This is a genomic window from Kribbella sp. NPDC031520, from assembly GCF_055580825.1.
Genome location: NZ_JBVIKS010000005.1, coordinates 587,134 through 613,749, shown reverse-complemented (window position 1 = coordinate 613,749; position 26,616 = coordinate 587,134). Strand labels below are relative to the sequence as shown.

General features: G+C 68.6%; 24 protein-coding genes. 11 read left to right on the top strand and 13 right to left on the bottom strand.

From position 1 onward, the window contains the following. The first annotated feature begins 411 nt into the window (after positions 1-411). From ACZ5BU_RS28255 to ACZ5BU_RS28235, 5 genes are read left to right on the top strand one after another with little or no spacing between them, the layout of a single operon-like run. Complete coding sequence (locus ACZ5BU_RS28255; protein WP_465703454.1) at positions 412-1,842, top strand: extracellular solute-binding protein; 1,431 nt, start codon at positions 412-414, stop codon at positions 1,840-1,842. After that, positions 1,842-2,786 carry a carbohydrate ABC transporter permease gene (locus ACZ5BU_RS28250; protein ID WP_465703453.1) on the top strand — a complete coding sequence of 315 codons (945 nt, stop codon included), beginning with the start codon at positions 1,842-1,844 and terminating at the stop codon, positions 2,784-2,786. Before ACZ5BU_RS28255 ends, ACZ5BU_RS28250 begins: the two co-directional genes overlap by 1 nt. Further along, the gene (locus ACZ5BU_RS28245; RefSeq protein ID WP_465703452.1) at positions 2,783-3,601 is read left to right on the top strand and encodes a carbohydrate ABC transporter permease; all 819 of its coding nucleotides are present in this window, start codon (positions 2,783-2,785) and stop codon (positions 3,599-3,601) included. The genes ACZ5BU_RS28250 and ACZ5BU_RS28245 overlap by 4 nt, the downstream gene beginning before the upstream one ends. After that, on the top strand, positions 3,601-4,767 hold the full coding sequence (locus ACZ5BU_RS28240) for an ABC transporter ATP-binding protein (protein ID WP_465703451.1): 1,167 nt from the start codon (positions 3,601-3,603) through the stop codon (positions 4,765-4,767). Before ACZ5BU_RS28245 ends, ACZ5BU_RS28240 begins: the two co-directional genes overlap by 1 nt. A 17-nt stretch (positions 4,768-4,784) precedes the next feature. Next, positions 4,785-6,032 carry a CehA/McbA family metallohydrolase gene (locus ACZ5BU_RS28235; protein ID WP_465703450.1) on the top strand — a complete coding sequence of 416 codons (1,248 nt, stop codon included), beginning with the start codon at positions 4,785-4,787 and terminating at the stop codon, positions 6,030-6,032. 125 nt (positions 6,033-6,157) lie between these two features. On the opposite strand, the gene ACZ5BU_RS28230 is transcribed toward ACZ5BU_RS28235, so the two are convergent. The 8 genes from ACZ5BU_RS28230 to ssd all read right to left on the bottom strand — a co-directional run bounded on the left by ACZ5BU_RS28230 (position 6,158) and on the right by ssd (position 12,657). Beyond that, the gene (locus tag ACZ5BU_RS28230; protein ID WP_465703449.1) at positions 6,158-6,688 is read right to left on the bottom strand and encodes a hypothetical protein; all 531 of its coding nucleotides are present in this window, start codon (positions 6,686-6,688) and stop codon (positions 6,158-6,160) included. 97 nt (positions 6,689-6,785) lie between these two features. Beyond that, positions 6,786-7,481 carry a response regulator gene (locus ACZ5BU_RS28225; RefSeq protein ID WP_465703448.1) on the bottom strand — a complete coding sequence of 232 codons (696 nt, stop codon included), beginning with the start codon at positions 7,479-7,481 and terminating at the stop codon, positions 6,786-6,788. A 641-nt stretch (positions 7,482-8,122) separates the two neighbouring features. Then, complete coding sequence (locus tag ACZ5BU_RS28220) at positions 8,123-8,455, bottom strand: TadE family type IV pilus minor pilin (protein ID WP_465703447.1); 333 nt, start codon at positions 8,453-8,455, stop codon at positions 8,123-8,125. A gap of 199 nt (positions 8,456-8,654) precedes the next feature. Continuing rightward, positions 8,655-8,864 (bottom strand): DUF4244 domain-containing protein, encoded by a 210-nt coding sequence (locus ACZ5BU_RS28215; protein WP_465703446.1) that lies wholly within the window; start codon positions 8,862-8,864, stop codon positions 8,655-8,657. A gap of 28 nt (positions 8,865-8,892) precedes the next feature. Next, entirely contained in the window at positions 8,893-9,456 is a 564-nt protein-coding gene (locus tag ACZ5BU_RS28210; RefSeq protein WP_465703445.1) for a type II secretion system F family protein, read from the bottom strand. A 158-nt stretch (positions 9,457-9,614) separates the two neighbouring features. Then, the gene (locus ACZ5BU_RS28205) at positions 9,615-10,247 is read right to left on the bottom strand and encodes a type II secretion system F family protein (protein ID WP_465703444.1); all 633 of its coding nucleotides are present in this window, start codon (positions 10,245-10,247) and stop codon (positions 9,615-9,617) included. Between the two features lie 188 nt (positions 10,248-10,435). Next, complete coding sequence (locus ACZ5BU_RS28200; protein WP_465703443.1) at positions 10,436-11,590, bottom strand: TadA family conjugal transfer-associated ATPase; 1,155 nt, start codon at positions 11,588-11,590, stop codon at positions 10,436-10,438. Then, complete coding sequence (ssd, locus tag ACZ5BU_RS28195; protein WP_465703442.1) at positions 11,587-12,657, bottom strand: septum site-determining protein Ssd; 1,071 nt, start codon at positions 12,655-12,657, stop codon at positions 11,587-11,589. The genes ACZ5BU_RS28200 and ssd overlap by 4 nt, the downstream gene beginning before the upstream one ends. Before the next feature lie 203 nt (positions 12,658-12,860). Here ssd and ACZ5BU_RS28190 point away from each other — a divergent pair, with 203 nt between their 5' ends. Together ACZ5BU_RS28190 and ACZ5BU_RS28185 are read left to right on the top strand one after the other, a co-directional pair. Further along, entirely contained in the window at positions 12,861-14,585 is a 1,725-nt protein-coding gene (locus ACZ5BU_RS28190; protein WP_465703441.1) for a glycosyl hydrolase family 18 protein, read from the top strand. Between the two features lie 29 nt (positions 14,586-14,614). Continuing rightward, complete coding sequence (locus ACZ5BU_RS28185; protein ID WP_465703440.1) at positions 14,615-16,156, top strand: glycoside hydrolase family 18 protein; 1,542 nt, start codon at positions 14,615-14,617, stop codon at positions 16,154-16,156. A gap of 46 nt (positions 16,157-16,202) precedes the next feature. On the opposite strand, the gene ACZ5BU_RS28180 is transcribed toward ACZ5BU_RS28185, so the two are convergent. Further along, positions 16,203-16,967, bottom strand: a complete 765-nt coding sequence (locus tag ACZ5BU_RS28180; protein WP_465703439.1) for an SGNH/GDSL hydrolase family protein — start codon at positions 16,965-16,967, stop codon at positions 16,203-16,205. Positions 16,968-17,055: 88 nt separating this feature from the next. Continuing rightward, entirely contained in the window at positions 17,056-17,943 is an 888-nt protein-coding gene (locus tag ACZ5BU_RS28175) for a LysR family transcriptional regulator (RefSeq protein WP_465703438.1), read from the bottom strand. 71 nt (positions 17,944-18,014) lie between these two features. Here ACZ5BU_RS28175 and ACZ5BU_RS28170 point away from each other — a divergent pair, with 71 nt between their 5' ends. After that, a complete protein-coding gene (locus ACZ5BU_RS28170) occupies positions 18,015-19,223 on the top strand; it encodes an MFS transporter (protein WP_465703437.1) in 1,209 nt (402 codons plus the stop codon). Between the two features lie 4 nt (positions 19,224-19,227). Then, positions 19,228-19,677, top strand: coding sequence for an aminoacyl-tRNA deacylase (locus tag ACZ5BU_RS28165; RefSeq protein ID WP_465703436.1), 450 nt, complete (start codon positions 19,228-19,230; stop codon positions 19,675-19,677). On the opposite strand, the gene ACZ5BU_RS28160 is transcribed toward ACZ5BU_RS28165, so the two are convergent. Then, positions 19,674-20,567 carry a helix-turn-helix domain-containing protein gene (locus tag ACZ5BU_RS28160; protein WP_465703435.1) on the bottom strand — a complete coding sequence of 298 codons (894 nt, stop codon included), beginning with the start codon at positions 20,565-20,567 and terminating at the stop codon, positions 19,674-19,676. The two genes, ACZ5BU_RS28165 and ACZ5BU_RS28160, sit on opposite strands and share 4 nt — an antisense overlap. A 2-nt stretch (positions 20,568-20,569) precedes the next feature. Further along, on the bottom strand, positions 20,570-22,243 hold the full coding sequence (locus tag ACZ5BU_RS28155; RefSeq protein ID WP_465703434.1) for a chitinase: 1,674 nt from the start codon (positions 22,241-22,243) through the stop codon (positions 20,570-20,572). 416 nt (positions 22,244-22,659) lie between these two features. Here ACZ5BU_RS28155 and ACZ5BU_RS28150 point away from each other — a divergent pair, with 416 nt between their 5' ends. Continuing rightward, positions 22,660-23,457, top strand: a complete 798-nt coding sequence (locus ACZ5BU_RS28150) for an HAD family hydrolase (RefSeq protein ID WP_465703433.1) — start codon at positions 22,660-22,662, stop codon at positions 23,455-23,457. Positions 23,458-23,702: 245 nt separating this feature from the next. Here the strand turns inward: ACZ5BU_RS28150 and ACZ5BU_RS28145 are convergent, their stop codons facing one another. Continuing rightward, a complete protein-coding gene (locus ACZ5BU_RS28145; protein WP_465703432.1) occupies positions 23,703-24,515 on the bottom strand; it encodes a Fic family protein in 813 nt (270 codons plus the stop codon). Between the two features lie 24 nt (positions 24,516-24,539). Between ACZ5BU_RS28145 and ACZ5BU_RS28140 the strand changes: the two genes are divergently transcribed. Next, positions 24,540-26,609, top strand: coding sequence for a bifunctional glycosyltransferase/CDP-glycerol:glycerophosphate glycerophosphotransferase (locus tag ACZ5BU_RS28140; RefSeq protein WP_465703431.1), 2,070 nt, complete (start codon positions 24,540-24,542; stop codon positions 26,607-26,609). The last annotated feature ends 7 nt before the right edge of the window (positions 26,610-26,616 follow it).

Here is a 26,616-nt window from a genome sequence, read left to right as displayed (position 1 = left end):
GGGGAATGAGCCCGGAGTGCCCGCTGCTTGCGCGTCAGCGGGAGCCCGGTGTCGTCGCCGCCCCGGCCGTCACCACCAGCACCAGCAACCCAGCAGGTCGTCGACCAGGCAAGCAAGCCCGTGGACAAGTCTCACGTCATTTCACCTCCGATCACCTGAAGCGAACGGCAAAACCGTAGCTCGCTGATAACCCTGTGTATCTACTTCACTACGTGTTGCCACAGAACCTTGAGCGACCTTTAACTCTTCCGCAATCCGTCCCGTGGGATCCCGGCTTGACAAGTTCCGGTTGGTTGCCCATAGCCCCTGGCAAACGTTCGACTCAGGGTTGGGAAAAAGTCTTCACATAGTCGCCTGATGATGCCAATGTTTGACCGGCACGCCCGCTGGACGACTTTGCAAGGAGCCCTGATGCGATCACTCTCGCGGTTGACGACCGCCGGCGTACTCGGCGCCGCGGCCCTCGCCCTGCTCACCGGCTGTCTCGGTTCGTCCGGGTCCGGCGACAGCGGCGGCCAGGACGCGAACCGCAACGCGGACGCCAAGAGGGTCGAGCTGACCTTCGGTTCGAACTCGGTCAAGGGCGGCAAGAGCAGCGCCGGCGCCACCTTCATCTCCGACGTACTGATCCCGAAGTTCGTCGCCGAGCAGAAGGGCAAGGGCGTCGACGTCACCGTCAAGTTCCAGGGCGACGGCTCCGACGACGAGGTCTACAAGCAGAAGCTGTCCCTCGACCTGTCGAACAAGTCCGGCCCGGACCTGTTCCAGATCGACGGCATCTGGGTCGGCGAGTTCGCCCAGGCGAACTACATCAAGCCGCTCACCGACACCGTCGGCGATGCCGCGAAGGTGAACGGCTGGGACGGCTGGAAGCAGATCCCGGAGTCGGTCCAGGCGCTCGGCAGCTACAACGGCCAGCGGTACGGCGTACCGGGTGGCACCGACGGCCGCGTCCTGTACTTCAACAAGAAGCTCTTCCAGCAGGCCGGCCTGCCCGCCGACTGGCAGCCGAAGTCCTGGGACGACATCATCTCCGCGGGTCAGGCGCTGAAGAAGATCTCCGGCGTGACGCCGATCCAGATCAACGCCGGTACCGCGATGGGCGAGGCGACCACCATGCAGGGCGTGCTGCCGCTGCTGGCCGGCACCGGCGCGACCGTGAACTCCGACGGCAAGTGGCTGGGCAACACCTCGCAGCTGCGCCAGGTGCTGGACTTCTACCACCAGGTCTACTCGACGGGCCTGGGGGACCCGGTGCTGCAGAAGGAGGCCAAGGGCCGGGACAAGTCGTTCGCCGAGTTCGCCGCGAACAAGATCGGCATCCTGCTGGAGAGCGACTACTTCTGGCGCAGCGTGGTCGAGCCCAAGGAAGGCGTCGCGAAGATGGCCGACCGGGACGCCGCGGTCGGCTGGGCGCTGATCCCGGCTCGCACGCCGGGGGCCGGCGTGAAGGGTCAGGACTTCGTCTCGATGTCCGGCGGCGGCGTGACCGTGATCAACCCGAACACGAAGTACCCGCAGCAGGCCTGGGAGTTCCTGCAGTTCATGAACTCCGCCGAGATGGTGAAGGAGTCGCTGGCCGGTGCCGCGAAGATCACCCAGCGGTCCGACGTGAACAGCGAGGTACTGAAGAGCGACCCGATGCTGAGCTTCGTCGCCGACAAGGTGCTGCCGGTCACGCAGTACCGTCCGGGCCGCGCCGAGTACCCGAAGATCTCGGCGGCGCTGCAGCAGGCGACCGCGGACGTGGTGGCCGGCAAGAGCACCGACGCCGCGGCTTCGGCGTACCAGAAGGCCGTCGAGGCCGCGGCCGGCGGCAAGGACAAGGTCACCAGTAACTGATGACTTCCGCTTCCGCACCTCCCGTGCCCGCCGAACCGGTGCCGGGACGTGGATCGGGCGGCGGCCGGGGACCCGCGCGCGACGTCGCGGGCCTCGGCGTCGGCCGCGCGCTCGGCTTCATCGCGCCCGCGCTGCTGCTGATCGGCGCGTTCCTGATCTTCCCCGCGCTCTGGACCATCTACATCGGCATCACCAACTACCGGCTGACCGGCGTCGAGGCCGTGTCGCCGTCGGTCGTCGGCCTGTCGAACTACACCCGCGCGCTGAACGACGCGCTGTTCCACAACGCGTTGTGGCTGACGTTGCTGTTCGTACTGGGCTCGGCGATCATCGGGCAGAACGTCCTGGGCTTCACGCTGGCCTGGGTACTGCGGCGCGCGCGTCCGGTGGTACGCCGTACCGTCGAGGCCCTGACGCTACTCGCGTGGATCCTGCCGTCGACGGTGGTGGCGTACCTGTGGGTCGCGTTCTACGACCGCGACGGCGGGACTCTCAACAGTCTGTTGGGTACGCCGGGAACCGCGTGGCTGATCGACTACCCGATGCTGTGTCTCGTCGTGTTCAACACGTGGCGCGGCACGGCGTTCTCGATGATGCTGTACTCGTCCGCGCTGCAGGCAGTGCCGCCGTCGCAGTTGGAGTCGGCACGGATGGTAGGCGCGTCGGGCTGGCAGACGCTGCGGGACGTGGTGTTCCCGCACATCCGCGGGCACGTACTGACGAACACGCTGCTGATCTCGCTGTGGACGGCGAACGACTTCTCGCCGTTCCTGCTCACCAAGGGCGGGCCGAACCACGCGTCCGAGACGGTGCCGGTCTACATCTACAACGTGGCGCTGCAGGGCGGTGAGCTCGGGTACTCGTCGGCGATCTCGTTCCTGCTGCTGATCGCGAACCTGCTGGTCTCATTGGTTTATCTGCGCTTGCTCCGGAGGCGCTCATGACGTCCTTTGTGCTCCGCCGGATCGGCTTCTACGTCCTGATCTGTGCGATCACGCTGTTCTTCGCCGTACCGATGCTGTGGATCGCGTCGGCCCCGTTCGACGCCTCGCCCGGTCTCGGGGTGACCTGGCCGGACTGGACGCTGGAGAACTTCCGGAAGACGCTCGCACATCCGTATGCGATGCACTCGATGGTCAACTCCCTGCTGATCTGCATCACGACCGCTGTCGCCGTGACCGCGTTCGCCGCCCTGGCGTCGTACGCGTTGTCGCGGGTGCGGATCCCGGGGCGGGACGCACTGCTCTACGGGTTGCTGCTGCTGTCATCGGTCGTCACCGGTACGGCGGCGATGGTGCCGATCTTCGTGATGATGTTCCAGCTCGGGCTGATCGACTCGCGGTTCGGGGTGGCGCTGGTGATGACCGGCGGGTTGTTGCCGGCAGCAATCTTCATCCTGAAGGACTTCGTCGACGCGGTACCGAAGTCGTACGAGGAGTCGGCGCGGGTGTTCGGCGCGTCCACGCTGCAGATCCTGCGCGACGTCGTACTCCCGGTCGCGCGTCCCGGCCTGGCCACCATCATGGTCTGGGCGTTCGTCAACTCCTGGGGCAACTTCCTGGTGCCCTTCCTGCTCATCCGGTCGATCGACAAACAGCCCGGTGCGGTGTTGATGCAAACCCTCACCGACGAAGGCGGCAGTGTGAACCTGCAGGTGCTGCCGGTGTTCTCACTGCTGTTCTCGATCCCGGTCGTCGTGCTGTACCTGCTGGTGAACTCGCGTTACGGGTTCCGTTTCCACGGAGGGATCAAGAGCTGATGGCGGGCATCGACATCGAAGGCCTCGCGACCGTCTACCCGAACGGCGTCCGCGCCGTCGACGGGCTGGACCTGCACGTGCCCGACGGCGAGTTCTTCGCCCTGCTCGGCCCGTCCGGCTGCGGCAAGACCACCCTGCTCCGGACCATCGCCGGCCTGGAGACCGCGACCGAGGGCACGGTCCGGATCGACGCCGCGGACGTGACCCGGACGGAGCCCGGCAAGCGCGGCGTCGCGATGGTGTTCCAGGATTACGCGCTCTTCCCGCACATGAGTGTCTCCGAGAACATCACGTATCCGTTGAAGGTACGGCGGGTCGCCGCGGCCACCCGCGCTTCAGTTGCGTCTCGTACCGCGGGCGAACTCTCCTTGGACGGACTCCTCGAACGCAAGCCCGGCCAACTGTCCGGCGGCCAGCAGCAACGAGTCGCCCTGGCCCGCGCGATCGCCTCCGAAGGCAAGGTGCTGCTCCTCGACGAGCCGCTGTCGAACCTCGACGCGCGTCTGCGCTTGGAGGCGCGTACGTTCCTCAAGAAGCTGCAACGCGACCTGGGAATCACCACGGTCTTCGTCACCCACGACCAGGCGGAGGCGCTGGCGCTTGCCGACCGGATCGCCGTGATGGAGGCGGGCAAGCTCCGCCAACTGGGGTCGCCCCGCGAGGTCTTCGCCCGACCCGCCAACACCTTCGTGGCCAACTTCATCGGGTCCACGCCGATGAACCTGCTGCCGGGCCGGATCACCACCTCGCCGGACGGTGCCGGCGAGGCCGGCGCGTCATCGTTCGACGGCGCGTCATCGTTCGACGGCGCCGGTCCGGTGGGCGCGGTCTCGGTCGCCGGCGGATCGTTGCCCGCAACAACCTTCTCCACCCCGGCGGGCGCAGAGGTGACGGTCGGCATCCGCCCCGAGTACCTGACCCTCACCACCAACAACGACGCAACCGGCCCGGCCGTGCGAGGCACCGTAGTAGTCGCCGAAAACTTGGGCACCCAGTCCCTGGTGACGGTCGACTGCGACGGCACCCTGGTCGGCGTTACAGTCCCCGAAGAGGAAGAACCCGCGCCCGGCGTCGCAGTAACCCTCACGGCCCCCGCCGCACGAGTCCTCCTCTACGACCGCGACTCAGGCGAACTCCTCGCCCGTCAACCGGCCGCCGTCGCCTGACCCTGGAGACTTAACTCATGGCAGTCACGTCTTACCGTCGGCGCTGGACCCTCGATGATCGTGCCGAGTCCGTCTGGCACTCGCTGCCCGTGGACATCCCGGAAGACTGCCCCGGACTCCTCGTCACGCTCACCGTCCCACCGGTCGACGGCGCCGTCATCGACATCGGATGCGAGGGCGCCGCCGGCTGGCGCGGCTGGTCCGGCGGGGCGCGCCGTACGTTCGCGATCACGCCCGACGCCGCCACCCCCGGCTACCTCCCCGGCGCCCTCGAACCCGGCACCTGGTGGATCGTTCTCGGCCTCTACCGGATACCCGTCGACGGTGTTGAGGTCCTCGTCGAAGCGGTCACCGGCCCGGTGGCCACGATCCCCGGCCTGCAGGAGTACGCAGACCTAACAGCCGCGATCGCCGTACCCCAGCGACCACCACGCCGTACCCTCCCCGCCGCCAAGGGACTGAAGTGGATCGCCGGCGACTTCCACGCCCACTCGCTGCACTCCGACGGTTCCACCCCGATCGCCAACCTCGCCGCGCTCGGCGTCTCCGCCGGTCTCGACGTACTCGCCGTCACCGACCACAACACGGTCGCTCATCACGCCGAACTCCCCGCACTCGGCAAGCGCTTCGGCATCGGCCTGATCCCGGGCCAGGAAGTCACCACCGACACCGGCCACGCGAACGGGTTCGGCGACATCGGTTTCATCGACTTCCGCCGTCCAGCGGCCACCTGGGTCACGGAGGTCGCCGACCGTGGCGGTCTGCTCTCCATCAACCACCCGCTGGGCGGTGACTGCTCCTGGCGTCAGCCGCTCCCCGAACACCCGCCGCTCGCCGAGATCTGGCACTCCTCCTGGCTGGACCACACCTGGGGCGGCCCGATCGCGTGGTGGCACGCGTGGGGCCTCGAACGCACCACCCCGATCGGCGGCAGCGACTGGCACAACCCGACCTCGATCACCCCACCCGGCACCCCCACCACCTGGATCGCCGTCGACGCCTCCGCCGAAGGCCCCGACGAACTCCCCACCGCCACCCTCGAAGCCCTGGCCGCCGGCCGCACCGCCCTCTCCTGGTCCTACAACGCCCCCGTTCTGCTCCGCGTGGACGACGAACTGGTCGCGGTCAACGCCCCCAACACCCTCGTCATCTCCCCCGACGGCACCCACCACCCCGTCACCACCCCCAAAACCCACCTTCCCGCCACTCCAGGCCCCCACCTCCTGGTAACCCACACAGGCCAATTCCTCTCCACCTGCAGCTGACCCAGCAGACAGGCAGGGGCTGAGGTACTAGGTGGTCGGGCGTGCGGCAGGACGTCCAGCTGGTCGAGGAGCCAGCGCGGACAGGTGGCGGCGGCGCGGTCCGCGGACGGGCGGAGGCTGGGGTATCAGGTCGTCGGAGGCTGGGGTAGGGCGTCGAGTTGGTCGAGGAGCCAGCGGGGGCCGGTGGTGGTGGCGCCGGTGGGGTTGAGTCGTTCGCGTAGACCTCGGTCCGCGGTGACTACTGTGACGGCGGGATGGTGGGGCTGGGCAACTACTTCGCCGGTCACAGTCACGATCGTGTCGTCACCGGAGCCGGGCGCGAGGACCACGCGCAACTGACCCGCGTCCGGCGCGTCCTCCCCCGAGACGGCTCGACGGGCGGCGCCTTCCAGGACCACGATCACGTCGGTGTCGGGCAACCGCTCCGCCAACGCAGCAAGCCGAACCAGCAGCCGTCGGGCCGCCCCGACCCGATCACGCCACCACCCGTCCGGCCGAGACCCGACCACGTTCGCCGCATCGACCACAACCACTTGACTACGCACGGCATCCACCGCCCCAGTCTCCTCCTTCCCCACGCAACCACCCGAGTGACGCTCCCGCTCGGCGAACCACTCGAGCCGCTTCTCCGTCCCGGCGAGCCGCTCGAGTGGCACCTCCGTCCCACGCAACCACTCGAGTGGCACCGCCGTCGCGCATTTCAGCGTCGGGGTGCGCCGGGGAGGTGCAGGCTCTGGAGGACCGGTTCGGCGGTCAGTCGAGGAGCCAGCCGTTTTGTTCGGCGATCTGGACTGCGTCGGAGCGGGTGCGGGCGCCGGTCTTACCGATGGCTGACCACAGGCGGGTGCGGATCACGCGCTCGGAGACGTCGAGCTTCCGCGCCATCAGCGCGACCGATCCACCGTTCCGCGCGGCGCGGAGGGTGTCCGTTTCGTCTTCGTTCAGCGGCGTCTCGGAGTACCTGAGGTTCTCGGCCGCGAGGTTGGCGTCGACGACGCGCAGTCCGAGGTGCACCCGCCGTACCGCATCGGCCAACTGCGGTGCCGGACTTCCTTTCAACGCGAACCCCTTCGCTCCGGCGTCGAGCCCGCGGCGCAGGTGTACGGGACGTCCGTACGTCGTGAGCATGACTACCCGGCACTCCGGTATCGACGTACGCAGCTCGGTGGTGACGGTGATGCTGTCGTTGCCCGGACCGCCGGCGTCCAGCAGCGCGACGTTCGCCCGGTGCCGTTTGGCGGCACCGACGACGTCGTCAGATCGGTTGAGCTCGGCAACGATCTGCAGATCGCGCTCACGCTCCAGACCGCTGCGAAGCAGGCCTCGACTGAGAATCTGGTCATCGACCAGCAGCAGCCGAATCGGGTCGGGCAAACGAGCCTCCGAGGTAACCGTCCGGGCGCCGGGGAAGTACGTCCGGGAGATGAGCAGTACTCGGTTCCCGATCATGGAACGCTGCCGCGGACGCCGTCCACATCAACGCGGCATCTCTATCAGATTGCGACCAGATCGCGACCACTCCAGTATCCGACCCGCAAGGTGGTTGACGACGCAGCCTCACAGCGGGCCGGCTCGGGCGCTCGCGGTCAGGGTCGGGCGAGCTACGCGAAGGTCGAGTTGGAGCGAAACCTCGACCGTTACCGCGGTGGAAGTTACCTCGCAGGAGACGAGCTGAACGTCGTTGAGCACCGCCGTACGCGCTGCTGTCAAACACGGGGACGTAGTCCGGGAGGGCACGGGCGGTGCAGGCGGAGCAGGCAGCACGGGCAGCACGGACGGCGCAGGCAGCACGGACGACGCGGGCGGAGCAGGCAGCACAGACGGCACGGGCAGCGCAGGCGACGCAGGCTGCGCGGGCTGCGCGGGCTGCGTGGAGGATGCTGCAGGTGCGTCGCCTGGTACGTCGGCGTCGGCCAGGGTGTGGGCTGCGCTCAGGGCGGTCAGGTCTGCTGCGGCGGCGAGTTTGTGGCGGGTCGTCGAGATTGCGGTCCAGAGGACGGCGACGGTGAGGGTGGTGAAGAGGAGCATGGCTACGAAGACCGCGTGGAGGGTCGCGCTACCTCGGTCGGATCGAGCACGTTTGGTCGGGGTCACGACGTCTCCGGTTCGGCTTGCAGGGTGGCGGTTGCTTTGAGGGTGGTGGGAGCGATGAGCTTGAGGATCGGTGGGTTGTGAGTGGGAGCAGCGGTCACGGTCACGTGAATGTCCGACTGATCGCGGGTGATGGTGATCGTGGCGGTCGGGACGGTGCGGTGACCGATTGCTTGTGCCTGGTCGGGTGAGTCTCCGCGGGCAACCGCACGAGCTACGTCGCGGGCGGCGTCGATGCAACGGATATTGAGCACGACGAGGCCGATGGACCACATCCCCAGCAGCAGAAGAGAGATCAGCACCGGAAGAGCAAGAGCCATCTCGATCGTCACAGCGCCGCGTTCAGTTCGCCGCCGCAGGATTCGGGACGCGCGGAGGGCGGTGGTGCGCCGGGTAGCTGATGGAGACCTGGGGATGGGTGGGGCGATTGTGAGGTCTTCGTGCATTGGCGTCCTTGGAGTGGCGGCCCTGGAGTGGCGGCCGGCCGGGGAGGGGGTGGCGGCCGGCCGCCGGATTGTGGGTGGGCGGGTATTACAGGTGGACGCCTTCTACGCCGGCGAGTTTCAGGCCGTAGTTGATGATGGCTTTGAGGGCGTTCTGCATCGCGGGGGATCTGAGGAGGGCCACCAGGACGCCGCCGAGGGCACAGGCTCCGACGATCATGATGGCGTACTCGGCAGTGATGGCGCCGCGTTGTGTTGTGCGTTTGCGGGGCGTGGCGGTGACTCGTGTATCGCGCATCGGGGCTCCTGTTCACGGAGGGCTTGGGTCAGGGGTGTGGGAGGTACGGGATCAGTGCGTCGGTGATGGTCGGGACGATGGAGAGAAGGACGAAGGCGGGGAGGAAACAGAGCCCCAGTGGCAACGTGGCTTGGGATTCTGCGGCTCGGGCTTGTTGGTCGGCGGTGTGGTGGTGGTTGCGGCGGGTTTCGTCGGCCAGGTGTTCGAGAGTGTTGGTCAGCGGCGCGCCGGAGCGAAGGGAGCGGGAGATGGCTCTGGCCATCGGGACGCAGGACGGTTCGGTGTCGAGCAGCGCCCAGGCTTTGGTGGGGTCGGCGCCCAGGGACAGGTGGTGGGCGATCTTGGTGAACAGGTCGGCCAAGGGGCCGGGTAGAGCTTCGGCTACCAACCGAAGAGCGTGTTGGGGTGGGCGGCCGGCTCGGAGGCAGGCGGTCAGGAGGTCTGTGGCCAGAGGTAGGTCGCGGGCAATCAGGGCGTTGCGTTGTTTGGTGGCGGTTGGCTCGAGGCGGGAGATGGCTCGGGGAATGGCGTAGTACGCGATAGCGGCTGGGAGCAGGCCCCACGGGAGGCCGACGAGCACGAGCGCTGCCACGGCGATCGCGGTTGCGGCCAGGCGGTGGGAACGCGGTGGGCTTGGTGTGGTGCGTGGCCGAGGTGGAGTCAGGCGGCGGAGATCGGGTCGGGGTGGCAGGACCAGGTAGGTGCCTAGAGCAACGGCTGCGGCGGCAATGAGTGCGTGCGGCATGCGGATCAGGTTCGAAGGGTTGCGATTCGGGTGGTCCAGTGGAGTCCAACGGCGGTCAGGGACAGGCCCGCGGCCAGGCAGAGCCAGCCGGGTGGGGTGGCGGTCAGGAATGTGAGTGGGTCGGCTCCCAGGGCGTAGCCGAGGGCAATGCCGGCGGCGGGGAGGACGGCCAGGATTCGGGCGGTGGAGCGGGCGCCGGCGAGACTGGCTTCGGTTTGGCGGTGGATGGACTCGTCGGCTCGCAGCGCGTCGGCCAGGCGTTCGGTGAGGGCGGCGAAGGTAGTTCCGGACTGTTCGGTCACTCGCCAGGCGGCGGCCAGGGCCCGGAGGCCGGCCGCGCCGGGAGTGGTGGAGGCACGGGTCAGGGCAGCGGGCACGTCGGCGCCGAGCTTGGCTGCGGCATGGACTGCTTCGAAGTCGGGGCTGATGGAGGCGGCGCCCTCGAGGGCGGAGATCGGTGGACGGCCGGCGGAGAGATCGGCAGCCAGTACGTCCAGGGCTTCGATGATGGTGGTACGGCGGGCTGTGGTGGCCTTCTCCCGGGAGTGGTGGGCTCGTTGGGTGGCGACGAGAGCCAGCACGGCGGTGATCGCGAGGAACGAGACGAGGACCTGCGTGCCGAGGATCGCTGTGGCCACGGCGATTGGAGGGATGAGGAACCAGGCTCGGGTGAGTCGGCGGCGGAGATGGCGGCTCGGCAGCTCTCGGCGAGCTGGTCGAAAGCCCTTGGTGGATTCGGGATTGGTCAGTCGGTGGAGTCCTGGGGACAGCGGTAGGGCGAGGGTTGTGGCCAGGAGGGTCAGGAGGGCGGCTGCCATGGCTGCGGTCATGAGGCGCTGGTGAAGAGGTGGGCGGCGGGGTGCAGGGTGTGGGTGTTGTTGGGGTGGAAGGTGACTGCCGGGTGGGTCGTCAGCGGGGCGCCTGGAGGCTTTGTCAGGGTGCGGATCTCGGCGACTCGGCGTTGGCCCGATGGGCCGCGGGTCAGGTGGATCACGGCGTGCAGAGCTGATGCGGCTTGGCTGTGAACGGCGGACTGGGAGAGGCCTGCCAGAGCACCTAGGGCCTCCAGGCGGGCGGGCACGTCGGCTGCGGAGTTGGCGTGAATGGTGCCGCAGCCTCCTTCGTGACCGGTGTTCAGAGCGGTCAGCAGGTCGACGACCTCGGGGCCTCGGACCTCGCCGATGACGAGGCGGTCGGGACGCATCCGAAGGGCCTGACGGACCAGGTCGCGAAGTGAGATCTCGCCGGCGCCTTCGATGTTGGGTGGGCGGGCTTCGAGGCGGACGACGTGCGGATGGTCGGGGCGGAGTTCGTTGGCGTCTTCGACGAGGACCAGGCGTTCGGCGGGATTCGTCAACGAGAGCAGGGTGTTGAGCAAGGTGGTCTTGCCGGTGCCGGTGCCGCCGCTGATCAGGAAGGCCAGGCGGGAATCGAGGAGGTTGCGCAGGATCTCGGCACCAGCCGGTGGCAGCGCTCCGGCGGCGATCAGGTCGTCGAGGGTGAAGACCTTGCGGGAGGGGACCCGGAGGGACAGGCAGGTGCCGGGCGCGGCGATCGGTGCGAGGACCGCGTGGAAACGGGTGCCGTCGGAGAGGCGGACGTCGACGTACGGTGTGGAGTCGTCGAGTCGGCGGCCCGCCGCGGCGGCGAGGCGGACCGCGAGACGCCGGATGGCTTGTTCGTCGCCGGTGCGGATCGCGATGAACTCGAGGCCCTGGCCGCGGTCGATGTAGACCTCGTCGGGGCCGTTGACCAGGATGTCGGTGACGCCGGGCTCGCCGAGCAGGCTGTCCAGCGGACCGGCGCCGAGGGCTTCGCGACGCAGAGCGGTGACGACCGCGAGGACCATGGCGTCGCCGCAGATCGTGCCGTCGGCGCGGAGCGCCGCGGCGACGTGGACCGGTGTCGGCTCGGCGCCGGTGAGAGCGAGGGTGCCGCGGACGCGGTCGAGCAGGTCGGTGGGAACGACGGCGGTAGTCATGTGGACTCCAAGGGGTCGAAGAGGTCGAGGATGTCGGTGGCGGCGCGGCCCAGCGGACTTCGCCGGTGCGGGGTGAAACGACCGTCGTCCATGGCCGACGGGACCTTCGGGTCGATGCCGAGCCTCGTTGCCAAGGGCAAGGAGAGGTGGGTGGCGACGTCGGCGGGCGCCAGGCCGGGACGGGAGTCGCGGGCGACGAGCCGGACGTCACCGGCGACGGACCGGAGCGGGCCGCAGAGGCGTTTCGCGGCGGCGACCGAACGGATGTCGCACGGTACGACGAGGAGTGTCGCCGTCGCGCGGACGAATCCTTCCTCGACCGTGGGATCGGCACGTCTGGGCAGATCGAGGACGACCAGATCCGTACTGCGTTGGGCGGCGCCGATCACCGAGCTCATCGTGTCCGGCGGGAGGACCGTGACGTCGGACTGGTCCCAGGACAGGACCGCGAGGCCGTCGACCGACGGCAACGCGGAACGGAGCGCGGCGGCGCTGACCCGGCCGGAGGCGTTCAGGAGCTTGGGCCACCGGTCTCCCGGATCGCGTTCGATGCCGAGGGCAAGCTCGATGCCGCCGCCGAGCGGATCGCCGTCGATCAGCATCGTCCGCAAGCCCCGGCGGTTGCCGAGCACGGCCACCGCGGCCGCGAGGGTGGTCGAGCCCGCTCCCCCGCAGCCGCCGACGAAGGCCAGCGTGACGGCGGTGCGGGTGCCGCCGTCGAGGGCGTCGACGAGCTTGCCGGCGAGCAATGGTTCGTCGGTGGGCAGGCGGCAGACCAGGTCCGCGCCGATGTCGAAGGCGGCGCGGTAGAGGTCGTCGCCGTCGGCGGCCGAGCCGACCACGACGACGCCCGGACGATGGACGGGTTGCAGGCGGGCCAGCGGCTCGGCCAGGTCGCGGCCGATGACGACCAGCGAAGCCAGCTGCCACCGACGCCGCAGGCCACCCAGATCGGTCTGGACGTGCGGCGTGACGGCGGCGGCCGCGGCGAGCCGGAGGAAGTCGTCGAGCAGGGCGTCGTTGGTAGTTGCCATCAGCACCGATGGGGTTGGCGAGTTCGTGTCCATACCTAGAACATGCCGTTGTTCGGGGGTTTCCGGACACGGCATCGGATCCCTGTGGACAAAGGGTTGTCGGGTTTCCGTCAGCAGCGGGAACCCGCCACGACGAGCCAGCGACCAACCCGGCGGGAACAGTTACCGTTCCTTTCGAAGCGTCTTTAACTAAATTTCACCGGACCGCTTCGCCCCATCGCTCCGGAGGAACTCTGATGAGTCGATTACGCACGCTCGCAGCCACCGCCGCCGTCGCGGCCACCGCCCTGATCACCGCCGCCGGCGTCTCGCTGGCAAGCCCGGACGCCACCCCGGCCAACGCAGCCATCGCGGCGCCACAGGCGACCAGCGGCGGCGTCAAGACGGCGTACTTCACCCAATGGGGGATCTACGCCAACGGCTTCTACCCGAAGAACCTGGTCACCACCGGCGTCGCGGGCAAGCTGGACTTCCTCAACTACGCCTTCGCGAACATCGACCCGGCCAGCCACACCTGCTTCATGGCCAACAAGGCCGCGTCCCAGGACGAGAGCAACCCGAGCGCGGGTGACGGCGCCGGTGACGCGTTCGCCGACTACGGCAAGTCATACGGTGCGGACATCAGCGTCGACGGTGTCGGCGACGTCTGGAACCAGCCGATCCAGGGGAACTTCAACCAGCTCAAGAAGCTCAAGGCGAAGTACCCCAACCTGAAGATCCTGATCTCGATCGGCGGCTGGACCTACTCGAAGTACTTCTCCGACGCCGCGGCGACCGACGCGTCGCGAAAGGCCTTCGTGAGCTCCTGCGTGAACATGTTCATGAAGGGCGACCTGCCGGTCATCGACGGCTTCGGCGGTGCTGGCTCCGCGGCCGGCATCTTCGACGGTGTCGACATCGACTGGGAGTACCCGGGCTCGCCGAACGGCCACGTCGGCAACCACTACAGCGCCGCCGACAAGCAGAACTTCACCCTGCTGCTGGCCGAGTTCCGCGCGCAGCTCGACGCGTACGGCGGCCAGACCGGGAAGAAGTACTACCTGACCGCGGCGACCCCAGCCGGTCAGGACAAGATCGCCACGATCGAGACCGACAAGATCGGGCAGTACCTCGACTACAACAACGTGATGACGTACGACATGCACGGCGGCTGGGAGGCCACCGGGCCGACGAACTTCCAGGACCCGCTGTACACGGCGCCGAACGACCCGAGCAACCCGATCCCACCGGGGCAGGGCAAGTACTCGGTCGACGCCGCGGTGAAGGCCTGGACGACGGGCGACGCGGCGTACGGCATCCCCGGCGGGTTCCCGGCGAACAAGCTGAGCATCGGATATCCCTTCTACTACAGGGGATGGAAGGGAGTACCGGCCACTGACAACGGGAAGTACCAGACTGCTACCGGTCCGGCTGACGGTCATGCGCTGAGTGGAAACGTCCCGGGTGTCTCGTTCTACAAGGAGCTCACGGGCTTCGTGGACAACCCGTCGGCCACGCACTTCGACGACGCGACGCAGTCGAGCTGGTTCTACAGCAACGGCACGTTCTGGTCCGGTGACAACGCCCAGTCGATCAAGGCGAAAGCCGACTACCAGCACTGCAACGGGCTGGCCGGCGCGATGATGTACTCGCTCGAGGCACTGGACACCGGCGTCACGCTCTTCAACAACGTGGTCGATTCGGTCAACGCCAGTACCGCAGGCTGCTCCGGCCCGACGCCGTCCCCCACGCCGACGCCGACGCCGACCCCAACTCCTACGCCTACGCCTACCCCGACCCCCACGCCGACGCCGACGCCCACACCGACGCCCCCGACGGCCACCCCATGGGCGCCGAACACGACGTACGCGACCGGTGCGCTCGTGGCGTACGACGGTGTCACCTACAAATGCATCCAGGGGCACACCTCCCAGGTCGGCTGGGAGCCGCCGAACGTTCCCGCACTCTGGGGACGGGTCTGATCACGTAACCGCCCACTGATCGGAGCACCATGAAACGCATCTCTCTGGCGATAGCAGCCATCACCGCGGTGGTTGTCGCCCTGCTGACCGCACAGGCGGCCAGCGCAGCAGGAGTCACAGCCAGCTTCACGAAGGTGCAGGACTGGGGTACTGGCTTCGAAGGCAAGGTGACCATCACGAACGGCACCACAAGCTCTCTCAGCACCTGGTCTGTCGCACTGGACTTCCCGTCCGGTTACACCGTCACCTCGACCTGGGACGCCAACCACACCAGCAGCGGACAGACGCACACGTTCACCCCGCCGAGCTGGGCCGGCCCGCTCGCCCCTGGCGCGACCGTCTCGTTCGGCTTCAACGGCAGCCCTGGCAACTTCCCCGGCCTCGCCGCGTGCCGCCTGAACGGCGGATCCTGCTCGGGCGGCGGTGGCGGCACCGTCCCCGGTGCACCGACGGGTCTGTCCGGTACGGGGTCAGGTACGTCGGTCAACCTCAGCTGGTCCGGTGTATCCGGTGCGACCAGCTACAACGTCTACCGCAACGGTACGAAGGTCGGTTCGCCGACCGGTACGTCGTACACGGACTCCGGCCTCGCGGCGAACACGTCGTACAGCTACCAGGTCAGCGCGTCCAACAGTGCGGGTGAAGGCGCGAAGAGCAGCAGCGTCTCCGTTACTACCGGCACCGGTGGAACCAACACCGGCTCTCCGCAGGCCGCGCCGTACCTCTACATGGGCTGGGGCGACCCGCCGAGCCCAGCGACCGTGATGAACGCGACCGGCATCAAGGCGTTCACCATGGCGTTCGTACTCTCGTCCGGTGGCTGCAACCCGGCCTGGGACGGCAGCCGCCCGCTGCAGGGCAGCGCGGACGCCAACGCGATCGCGGCGGTCCGCGCGGCCGGCGGCGACGTCGTACCGTCGTTCGGCGGCTGGAGCGGTAACAAGCTCGGCCCCAACTGCAGTACGCCGGAAGCACTCGCCGGTGCGTACCAGCAGGTGATCGACGCCTACGGCCTGAAGGCGATCGACATCGACATCGAGAACTCCGACGAGTTCGAGAACGAGGCCGTGCAGGACCGGATCCTGACCGCGCTGAAGATCGTCAAGCAGAACAACCCGGGCATCGAGACGATCGTCACGTTCGGTACGTCGACGACCGGCCCGACGTACTACGGCAACCGGCTGATCGACCAGTCGAAGGCGATCGGCTCGAACATCGACGTGTTCACGCTGATGCCGTTCGACTTCGGCAGCTCGAACATCTACAACGACACGGTGGCCGCGGAGCAGGGCCTGAACAACAAGCTGATGTCCACCTTCGGCTGGACCAGCGCGCAGGCCTACGCGCACCAGGGCATCTCCGGCATGAACGGTCTGTCCGACCAGCAGGAGATGACCACGACCGCGACCTGGCAGAACATCACCAACTGGGCGAAGAGCAACGGGCTCGGCCGGCTGGCGTTCTGGTCGGTGAACCGCGACCGCGGTTGCGCGGGCGGCGGTGTGGTGTCGAACTGCAGCGGGATCGCCCAGAACGACTGGGACTTCACCCGGATCACCGCGGGCTTCTGAGAACCACCGGCTGGGTGCGGCGGGCGACCGCCGTACTCAGCCGGACTCAGCCGGACTTGATCGCCGAGATGATCAGGCCGTTGCGGGCGTTCCGCCCGAGCGGGATCGACGGGTGCAGTCCGTCCCGAAGCAGCCGGCCCAGCCGGTTCGGGCTGGAGGCCAGGTGCTCGGCCCAGTGCACGATCCGCAGGTTGTCGTAGCGGCGCTGCGCATCGGCGAGCTGCAGGTTGATCCAGGCGCTGTTGCGCTGGTCCGCGACCTTGATGTCCGGCCCGAGCCCGGTCCGCGCGGCCTGGACGTTCACCCAGTACACGGTCCGCTCGTCGCCGACGATCTGCATCGTCCGGTCGATCTGCGCCGCGACCGCGGGCGGCGCGAAGATGTCGTTGGAGCCGACCGACATCAGGATCCGGTGCGGCAGGCCGTACTCCTGCGCCCAGGTGTCCAGTGCGTCGACGGCGGGCGTCACCGGACGGCCGGCCCAGTTGTGGACGGCCATGTTGATCCCGAGCTGGGCGAGCTGCTGGGCGAGCGCCGGTCCGTCCTGGACGCCGATGCTGTCACCGAACATGAAGACCCCGTCGGTCTCCCGGGTCCGGCGGATCTGTGCCTCGTTCGAGATCGCCCGGGCGAAGCCCTCCCAGGCGCTGAGTACCCCGGACCCGTAGGCCCCGGCGGAGATCCGGGCGACGCCCGGCGTCGCCTCGGCGGCACTGGCGGCACCAGCTGTGACCGTCGACGCAGCCGCCGCGGTCCCCGCCGCGAACAGCAGCCGGCGACTCGGCCGGAACCCTCCCAGACGCTTCCTCACGCAGGCAAGGGTGCGGCGCAAAGCCCCCCGACTGCAAGTCGACACCGGCAAAATCGGACGAACGCTACGGAAGTTGCCGCCTGGACGGTCAACTGGTCGTCGCCGGGCGGGACCGGACGAACGCCCGGAACCGCTCCGCGGCGGGCGACAGCGGCGTACTCAGCCGCCACGACAGCCCGACCTCCCGTTGCGCCCGGACGCCGGCCAGCGGCACCGAGACCGCCCCACTGTCGTTCCCGCGGACCGCCCCGGCCGGCAGGATCGCCACCCCGAGGCCGGCCCCGACCAGGCTGTCGATCGTCGCGAGGTCGGTCGCCTCGAACGCGAGCTGCGGCGTGAACCCGGCCTCGCGGCACAGCCGGTCCGTGACCCGCCGGAACCCGAACCCCGGCTGCAGCCCGACGAACGGCTCGTCCCGCGCCGCCTCCAGCTCGACTCGCCGCCGAGTGGCGAGCGGGTGACCGGGCGGCACGTGCAGGCACAGCCGTTGCCGTTCCAGCAGATGCCAGCCGAACCGGGACGGATCCGGCCGCGGCGCGATGATCGCGATCTCGGCCTCGCCGCTCTCGAGGTCCTGGACGATGTCGTGCGCCGGCTCCTGCCGGAGTTCGAACTCCACCTGCGGCGCCGCCGCCCGGAACGCCTTGAGTAGGTCCGGCATCAGGCTGGTCGCCACCGAATGCAGGAACGCCAGCCGCACCGTCCCCGACTCCGGGTCGAGGAGCGCGTCGATCCGCCGCTGCGCGGTGTCGACCGCGGCAGTACCGGCCCGGGCGGCCTCCAGCACCAGCCGGCCATAGGGATTGAGCCGTACGCCGCGACGCTCCCGCTCGAACAGGGCCACGCCGAACGCCCGCTCGACGCGCTGCAGCGACCGGGTCAGATTCGGCTGGCTGGTACCGAGCGCGGCCGCCGCCTCGGTCAGGTGCTCGGTCTCCGCGAGCACCACGAACCACCGCAGATCCTCGACGTGCATACTGAAATCGTATCGAATTCCACTGAGATCGACATTTTACGTATCGCTCGAACGGTGCGACCGTCGAAGACATGCACCAGTCCGTCGCACGCCAGACCGGGTACCTGCCCGGCGACCCGGAGTACCGCAGGCTGTCCGTCGCGCTGTTCGCGGCCGGGCTCGCGACGTTCGCCCTGCTCTACAGCACCCAGCCGCTGCTGCCGCAGCTCGTCGACGCCTTCCACGTCTCCCCCAGTCAGAGCGCGTTCAGCGTGTCGTTCGCCACGTTCGGGCTGGGTCTGGCGCTGCTCGTCGCCGGTCCGGCGTCAGAGGTGCTCGGCCGGACCAACCTGATGCGCTGGTCGGTCGCCGCGACGTCCCTCTTCGCACTGCTCAGCGCGTTCGCTCCCACCTGGCACACCCTGCTTGCGTTGAGAGGGCTGCAGGGCATCGCGATGGCCGGCCTGCCTGCGGTTGCCATGGCCTACCTGCGCGAGGAGGTCCACCAGGACAGTCATGCTCGAGCCAGCGGCCTCTACATCGCCGGTACGGCGGTTGGCGGCATGGCGGGCCGCCTCATCGCAGGCGGGCTATCCGATGTCGGCGGCTGGCGGTTCGCGACCGGTGGGATCGCGCTGGTCGGCGTACTGTGCGCCGCCGTCGTCTGGTTGCTGCTGCCCGCGTCACGGAACTTCCACCCCAGCCCGGCACGGCTGTCCTCCGGCAAGGTGCTGCGGGATCCGGCATTGCTCGCGCTGTACGGGATTGCGGCGACCGGCGTGGGCGCGTTCGTAGCCGTCTACAACGGCGCGGTCTTCCGGCTGTCGGGTTCGCCGTACGAGTTGAGCGCTGGTGCGGCCGGGCTGGTGTTCTGCGTCTACCTGCTCGGTTCAGCCGGCTCCGCCACCGCCGGGTCGTTGGCGGACCGCTACGGACGCCGGGCCGTCGTTCCTATTGGCTGTCTGATCACTCTGGTCGGTGTGGCGATCACCCTGGCGGCTCCGCTGCCGCTGATCGTCCTAGGGCTGGCTGTGATGACAGCAGGCTTCTTCGCAGTGCACGGTGTGGCCAGCGGGTGGGTGCCGGCGCGGGCGCATGCGAGCGGCGTCGGGACAGGACAGGCATCGAGCATGTACCTGTTCTCGTTCTACCTGGGCTCCTCGGTGTTCGGAGGACTCGCAGGTACGGCGTGGAGCCGGGCGCAGTGGACCGGGGTCGCCGGAGAGGCCGCCGTACTGTTCGCGGTCACGCTGGTCCTCGCACTGCTGCTCAGGAACGTTCCCAGCAAGGTGCAAAACTAGCCGGGTGACCAATGCGACCGAAGCGGCTGACCAGTTGGGGCTCACCTACGAGGTGACCAGGCACGGCCGGGTGAACTCGTTGGAGGAGGCCGCGGCCGCACGTGGCATCGAACCGGCCCGGCTGATCAAGACGATCGTCGTACGGCTGTCCGACGACGACTACCGGTTCGTCCTGGTGCCAGGTGACCGGGAGATCGCGTGGCCGAAGCTGCGGGCGCTGCTCGGGGTGAACCGGATCTCGATGCCGGACAAGGACACCGCGTACGACGTCACCGGGTACGTCCGTGGAACGATCACGCCGCTCGGCAGCACGCACGACTGGCCGGTGATCGCGGACGAGCGGATCACCGGCACGATCTCCATCGGCGGCGGGGACCACGGCGTCGGCATCACGGTGGACGCCGGAGCCCTGACGAAGGCTCTCGGCGCCACCGTTGCGGATGTGACGGACTAGACGAGCAGTCCCTGCTGTCCTGCGCGCAGACCCGCTTGGAAGCGCGTCGTGGCGTCCAGGGCGCGCAGGATGCGTTGCATCCGGCGCTCAACGGTTCGTTGGGCGACTCCCAGGCGACGGGCTATGGCTTGGTCTGTCAGGCCGGCAGCGGCCAGCGACAGTAACTGCTGGTCGTCCGACGTCAGCGGGCCTTCGCAACCTGCTGGGCTCAGCGGGCTGGCCTGCTGCCACAAGAGGTCGAAGAGCCGGAGCAGAGCGTCCAAGAGGCTTGACGGGCCGACTTCCACGACCACCTCCGCGGTAGTGGGCAGGAGGGCTGTGCGGCGGTCTACGATCACGAGCTTGAGCGGAATGTCGCGCAGGATGCGACAGCCGGACGAGCGAGCAGCCACCAGATCAGCGGGCGATGACAGCGTGGCCAGGTCGTAGATCGTCCGATAGGTCACCCCAGGACGTCTCGACAGCAGCAACTGGTCGAGTACGAGTACTTCGTCCTGCGCGCACTGCTGCGCCTGGTAGAACCGCTGCGCGATCGCCTCGCTCCCGCGGATCACTGTGAACGCGTCCGGTTGCCGGAACTCCGCGGTGAGCGTCGCCGCACCCAGTCGGGCCTCCACGATCGCCGCCTGCTTCCGCAGCGCGAGCAGCTCGACCGCAGCTTCCGGTACGGCGGGGACGTACCGGGCCGGACGGCCTGGCGTACGGGACGCCAGGCCGAGCGACAACAGCGATCGCAGGTGCCGGCCGACCCGGTTGGCGGGCCAGTCGACGAACGAAGTCAGATCCGTCGCAGTGGACTCCGGGCGGGCCAGGAGCGCCCGGTAGAGCTGCTCGTCCTCCGAGCAGACACCGAGCGCCTCCAGCACCGGAGCCGGTCGATAGCTGTGCATGGTCAGGGCAGGGTGTGCACGTGGCCGCCGACCTGGGAAGCGAACTGGTTGCCGTTCGTCGCGTCCCAGTTCGTCGACCAGGTCATCGCCCCGCGCAGCGACGGCCACGGTGAGCTCGGCCGGTACGCGCCGCAGCCGGTGCCCGCGGTCAGACAGTCCAGCGCGTTGTTGACGACCGACGGGTCGACGTACCCGCTCCCGGCCGCCCGCGACGACGCCGGCAGGCCCAGGCCGACCTGGTCGGGACGCAGGCCGCCCTGGAGCATGATGCAGGCCTGCGCGGTGATGAAGTCGACCGAGCCCTGCGAGTACACCTGGCCGTTGCAGCCGTTCATCGAGCCGGAGTTGTAGTACTGCACGTTGACGATGGTCAGGATGTCCTTGATCGCCAGAGCCAGCTTGAAGTACTCCGTCGAGGTGCTCTGCATGTCGATCGTCTGTGGCGCCATCGTGATCACCAGCCCGCTACCGAACTGGCTCTGCAAGCTGCGCAGCGCCTGACCCATGTACTGAGCGTTGACGCCGTTCTCCAGGTCGATGTCGATCCCGTCGAACCCGTACGTCCGCAGAACGGCCAGCGCACTCGAGGCGAAGTTGGCCGCGGCGGTCGAGTCGCCGACCGAGATGCTGCCGTTCTGGCCGCCGACGGACAGGATGACCTTCTTCCCGGCTGCCTGCTTCGCCGCGATGTCCGCCTTGAACTGATCGACCGTGTACCCGCCGAGCCCCGCGCTGTCCAGGTTGAACGTGATGCCGCCCGGCTTGGACGCGTCGGCGTCCGCGAAGGCCACCGCGATCAGGTCGTAGGCGGCCGGTACGTCGGAGATCTTCTGCACGGTCGCGCCGTTGTTGAAGTTCTGCCAGTACCCGGTGAGCACGTGGGCGGGCAGAGCAGCCGGCGGGACGGTGCTGCCGTCGGAGGTGGTGCCCGACACTGCAGCGCCGTACGGCGAGCAATTACCGCTCGGGTCGCACGCCCGCACCTTGAACGAGTAGGTCGTCGAAGCGCTCAGTCCTGTGGCAGTCCAGGTGGTGACGTTGCCGACACTCTGCGCGGACCCGGTTCCCCGTACGACGTCGTAGTGGTCGATCCCGTTCGCGTCGGAGGCGGCCGACCAGGTCAGCTGCAGCGAGCTGGACGTCGGACTGCCGACGGCCAGGCCGCCCGGCGTCGACGGCGGTGTGGTGTCCTGCGCGCCGCCTGGTCCGTCGAGTACGACGTCATCGGCCTGGTACGCCGGGAGCGCGTACCAGCTGTGCACGTAGATCATCACCGAGGACGTGCTGCCCGTGGTGAACGGAACGGTCAGCTGGCTCCAGCCGGAGCTGGTCGTCCAGGTCGAAGGACCACCGTCCACCCCGAGGTAGACGTTCGAGCCCTTGACCCAGGCCAAGAGCGTGTACGCCGTATTGGGCTGGACCGCAATCGTCTGCGCGCACTGGGCGATGTCGCCGGAGCTTGGCGTCGCCGACAGGGCGTACGAGCCGGAGTGCGGGTCGGACGTGGTGACGCCGCCGGCCGGGCAGTTCCAGCCGGAGAGCGTGCCGGTCTCGAAGCCGGCATTGGTGACGAGGTTGGTGGCCGCGGACGCGGAACCGGGGACCAGGAAGGCCATGACTACGGCGATCAGGCTGATGACGACCGCTGCCTGGGGGCGGTGTGCAGGCGGTTTCATGCCTAACAACCTGTGACCAGGCAATTACATTGTCAAGACCCTACATAAAGTGAGAACGCTCCCACGGGCAGAAAAGCGAGAATCTTTACGAATACCTGGCTGTCCCGGGAAAGGCGACGGCCCCCGGCGGGGGGGTGACCGGGGGCCGTCTTCGGCCACGGGCTCGGGGGGAGGAGCCGGGGGCCGTTCAGGAGGCGACAGTCTGCCACTGTCAGGGGGTATGTACCCCCCAAGACCAGATTTCACACATCTCGATCAGATTTCGATCGGCGGTGTGCCACCCGGGTGCCGGTCGCGCCCGATCGGACGCTCGCGGCCAGTGTCACTGTCACACTGATCATCAGTCTAACGGGAGACCGGCCCACACAAAAGCCCGGGTCGCCCGGCGTTTCTCCCGACTGCCTATCCTCGACTGCATGGCGGACTCCGGGACGGCTCGATCGGCGGCTTTCTTCGATCTGGACAAGACCATTCTGGCGCGCTCCAGCACGCTCGCGTTCTCGCGGCCGTTCTACGCCGGCGGGCTGATCAACCGGCGGACCGTGCTGCGCAGCGCCTACGCCCAGTTCGTCTACCTGCTCGGCGGCGCCGACCACGACCAGATGGAGCGGATGCGCGAGTACATCTCGGCGATGTGCACCGGCTGGGACGTCGCGACCGTGAAGGCGATCGTCGCCGACACCCTCGACCACATCGTCCGGCCGATGATCCACGCCGAGGCGGTGGACCTGATCGAGCAGCACCACCAGGCCGGCCGGGACGTGGTGATCGTCTCCTCGTCCGGCGCCGAGGTGGTGGAGCCGATCGGCGCGATGCTCGGCGCCGACAAGGTGATCGCCACCCGTATGGTCATTGCCGACGGCAAGTACACCGGCGAGATCGCCGAGTACGCGTACGGTCCGCTCAAGGTGACCGCGATCGAGGCGCTGGCGGCGGCCGAGGGCTACGACCTCGCGACCTCCTACGGGTACTCGGACTCGATCACCGACGAGCCGCTGCTGGCCGCCGTCGGGCACCCGTTCGCGGTCAATCCGGACAAGGCGTTGCGCCGGGTCGCGGCCGAGCGCGGGTGGCCTGTCCTGGAGTTCGCGGAGCCCGCGGAGCACACTGGATTCCCGGCGGTACGACGACCGGCCGTAGCGGTCGGCGTGGTCGCGGCGGTGGTCGCGGGAGCCTTCCTGCTGGCGTCGCGGCGGCGTGCCCGGAGCAGCTGAAAGCTGAAGGTAGCTTCATTGTTCTCAACTCCATGAAGGCGCCGCATCCCCTTCACAGAAAGGGCTTTCAGGAGTACAAAGGAATCAGCAAAGGGCCTTCGGGTCCGGTAGAGATTGCACGAAACCCGGGCACCCACGCGGCGACCAGCCCATCCCAAAGGGGCAGCGCGACCCAGGCTAGTCCTGTGGCGGCAAACCGGTGCACGCATGGTAACCAGGGTGACGTGCCAGCGACGGCGTTCTCATCAGAGAGCGCCGTTCGCACGTTCCGGGGCCGGCCGGCCGGACGGGGCCAGCGGCGAGAGCTCGGCACCTTTTGTCAGCACCTCACACGACCGCAGCAACCAATCACGAACCCCGGTCAAACCTTGCGCTGTGTAGTCGCTGAGGCCCGACGCATAGGTTGCCCGCAACAGATAGTGACCACCCTCCGGTACGGTCACCGCGACCGGGTCGATGCCTCGGGCAACCAACAGGCAGCGCTCGGCGGCCCGGGCAACGAGTCCGTTGGCGATCGGGAACGGCCGCAGGACGGCGAGCTCGGCGTGCACGATCGCGGCGACCACCAGCCCCGGCGCCTTCGTCGGCCGGGTGAGGTTCTGCGCGAGAGCGCTCAACCGCTCCCACATCTCGTCGGCGGGCGGTGCCGGCGGCAGGCCCGGGATGTCGTCCGGCACCGGTTCGGTACTGGTCCGCAGATGACCCAACTGGTCTCCCCCGGCCAGATCGGCGGCCGCCAACTGGTGCAGTCTGGTCCAGACCTGCACGGGCGACTTGTCCGCCTGGGCGGCCAGCGTCATCAGCTCGCCGGTCATCCGGACCGCGCCGGAGGCCAGTCCGTCGGCGGCGCCCCGCCGTACGTCCTCCGCAGACGCCGTGCTGCCCGCCAGCGCTGCCGACGCGTGCGCGCCCCGCAGCAGCGCCTCCGCGGTCATGTCCGAACCGACCCGTCGCAGCCCGCGGTCCCGGAGCAGTACGTCGACCGCATCCCGGGCCGCTCGCGCCGCCGAACCGACCCCTTCCAGCGCCGCCAGTGGCTCGAACACATCAACACTCATGCCCTGACCTTAAGATGACGAGGCATGGCCCCCAAGTTCAGCATCGTGGTTCCCTGTCATGCCTCGCGGGCGTGGCTGCGGCCGTGCCTGGACTCGGTGCTCGGGCAGTCGTTCGGCGACTTCGAGGTGATCGGGGTGGACGACGCGGATCCGGACGGGTCCGGCCGGATCCTGGACGAGTACGCGGCGGCCGACCCGCGGGTGCGGGTGCTGCACCTGGAGGAGAACGTCGGCCTCGGCCCGGCCCGGAACGCCGGGCTGAAGGAGTGCCGCGGGGAGTACGTGCTGTTCCTGGACGCCGACGACGTCTACACGCCGGGCTCGCTGGCGGCGATCGCGGCCCGGGTCGACGCCACCGACGAGCCGGACATCGTGATGTTCGACTACGAGCGGATCTTCTGGGACGGCCGGGTGCTGGGCAGCCAGCGGCACGACGCGTTCGCCCGTGAGGGCGCCGGCGTGTTCACCGCGGCCGAGCGCCCGATCTTCCTGACCTTCCTCGAGGTGGTCTGGAACAAGGCGTACCGCCACGAGTTCCTCACCCGGCACGGGTTCGCGTTCACGTCCGGGTTCTACGAGGACGCCCCGTGGACGTACTCGACGATGCTGACCGCCGAGCGGATCGCGACCCTCGACCGGATCGTCGTGCACTACCGGCAGCACCGCACCGGCGGCAACATCCACGCCACCAGCGGCCGCCGGCAGTGGGACATCTTCGACCAGTACGACCGTGTGCACGCGTTCATCCAGTCCGACCCGGAGCTGACCGGCTGGCACCGGTTCGCGTTCGACCGGTCGCTGGACCACATCCTCGCCGTGCTCGCGAAGCCCGAGCGGATCGATCCCGACGACCGGGCCGAGTTCTTCCACGCCGCGCACGCCTTCGCCAAGCGCTGGAAACCCGAGGGCTACAGCACCGACCGGACGGCGCGCGGGTTCAAGCGCTGGCTGCTGATCCACGACGACTACGCGACGTACTCGACGCTGAAGCTGAGCGCCCGGATGCTGCAGGTCCCGAGCCCGCGCAAGACCGTCGGCAAGCTGCTCCGCCGCGGCAAGCTCGACCCGAACCTGGTCGCGTACGGCGCGTACGGGTTCACGCAGTACGCCGGCAACCCGCGGGCGATCTACGAGAAGGCGGCCGAGCTCGCACCACACCTGCGGGGCGTGTGGGTGGTCGGCAACGAGCACCTGGCCGCGATCCCGGAAGGCGTCGAGTACGTCGTCGCGGGCTCCCCGGCGTACGAGAAGCTGCTCGGCAAGGCGACGTACTTCGTCAGCAACACCAACTGGCCGGCGGACCTGGACAAGCGCGAGGGCCAGATCCACCTGCAGACCCAGCACGGTACGCCGCTGAAGACCGTCGGGGTCGACCTGTGCCACACGGGCACCGAGCTGGACCTCGAGGAGCTGATGCGCGAGGTCGACCGCTGGGACTTCAACCTGTCCTCGAACCGGTACTCGTCGGAGATCTGGGAGCGGACGTACCCGGCGTACTTCGAGGAGCTCGAGTACGGGTACCCGCGCAACGACCGGCTGCTGACCGCGACCCTCGACGAGGTCCGGGCGATCCGGGCCGGTCTCGGATACGACGACTCGCAGCTGCTGATCCTGTACGCGCCGACGTCCGGCGACGGGCTCGACCCGGCCCAGCTGGCCCTCGCCGCCGGCCCGAACGCCAACGCACTGTTGCCGAAGGCACCGGTCGAGGACCTGATGCTGGCCGCCGACGTGCTGGTCTCGGACTACTCGTCGATCACCTTCGACTACGCGAACCTGGACCGGCCGATCGTGCTGCACGTCGACGACGACAGCCGGCAGGACACGTACTTCGACGTCACCGAGTTCTCCCCGGGCGTGGTCGCCCGGTCCGCCGGCGAGCTGTTCGCCACCCTCCGCAGTGGTGCGTACGCCGCGCCCGAGGCAGCCAAGCACCGGCAGCTGTTCCGGGAGAAGTTCTGCGAGTTCGACGACGGGCACGCGGCCGAACGCGTCGTCCGGCGGGTGTTCCTCGGGCAGACCGACGTACCGCCGATCGTGCCGCTAGCGGATCGGACCCCGGCACCGTCGCCGTACTTCGTGCATAATGGCTGACATGTCG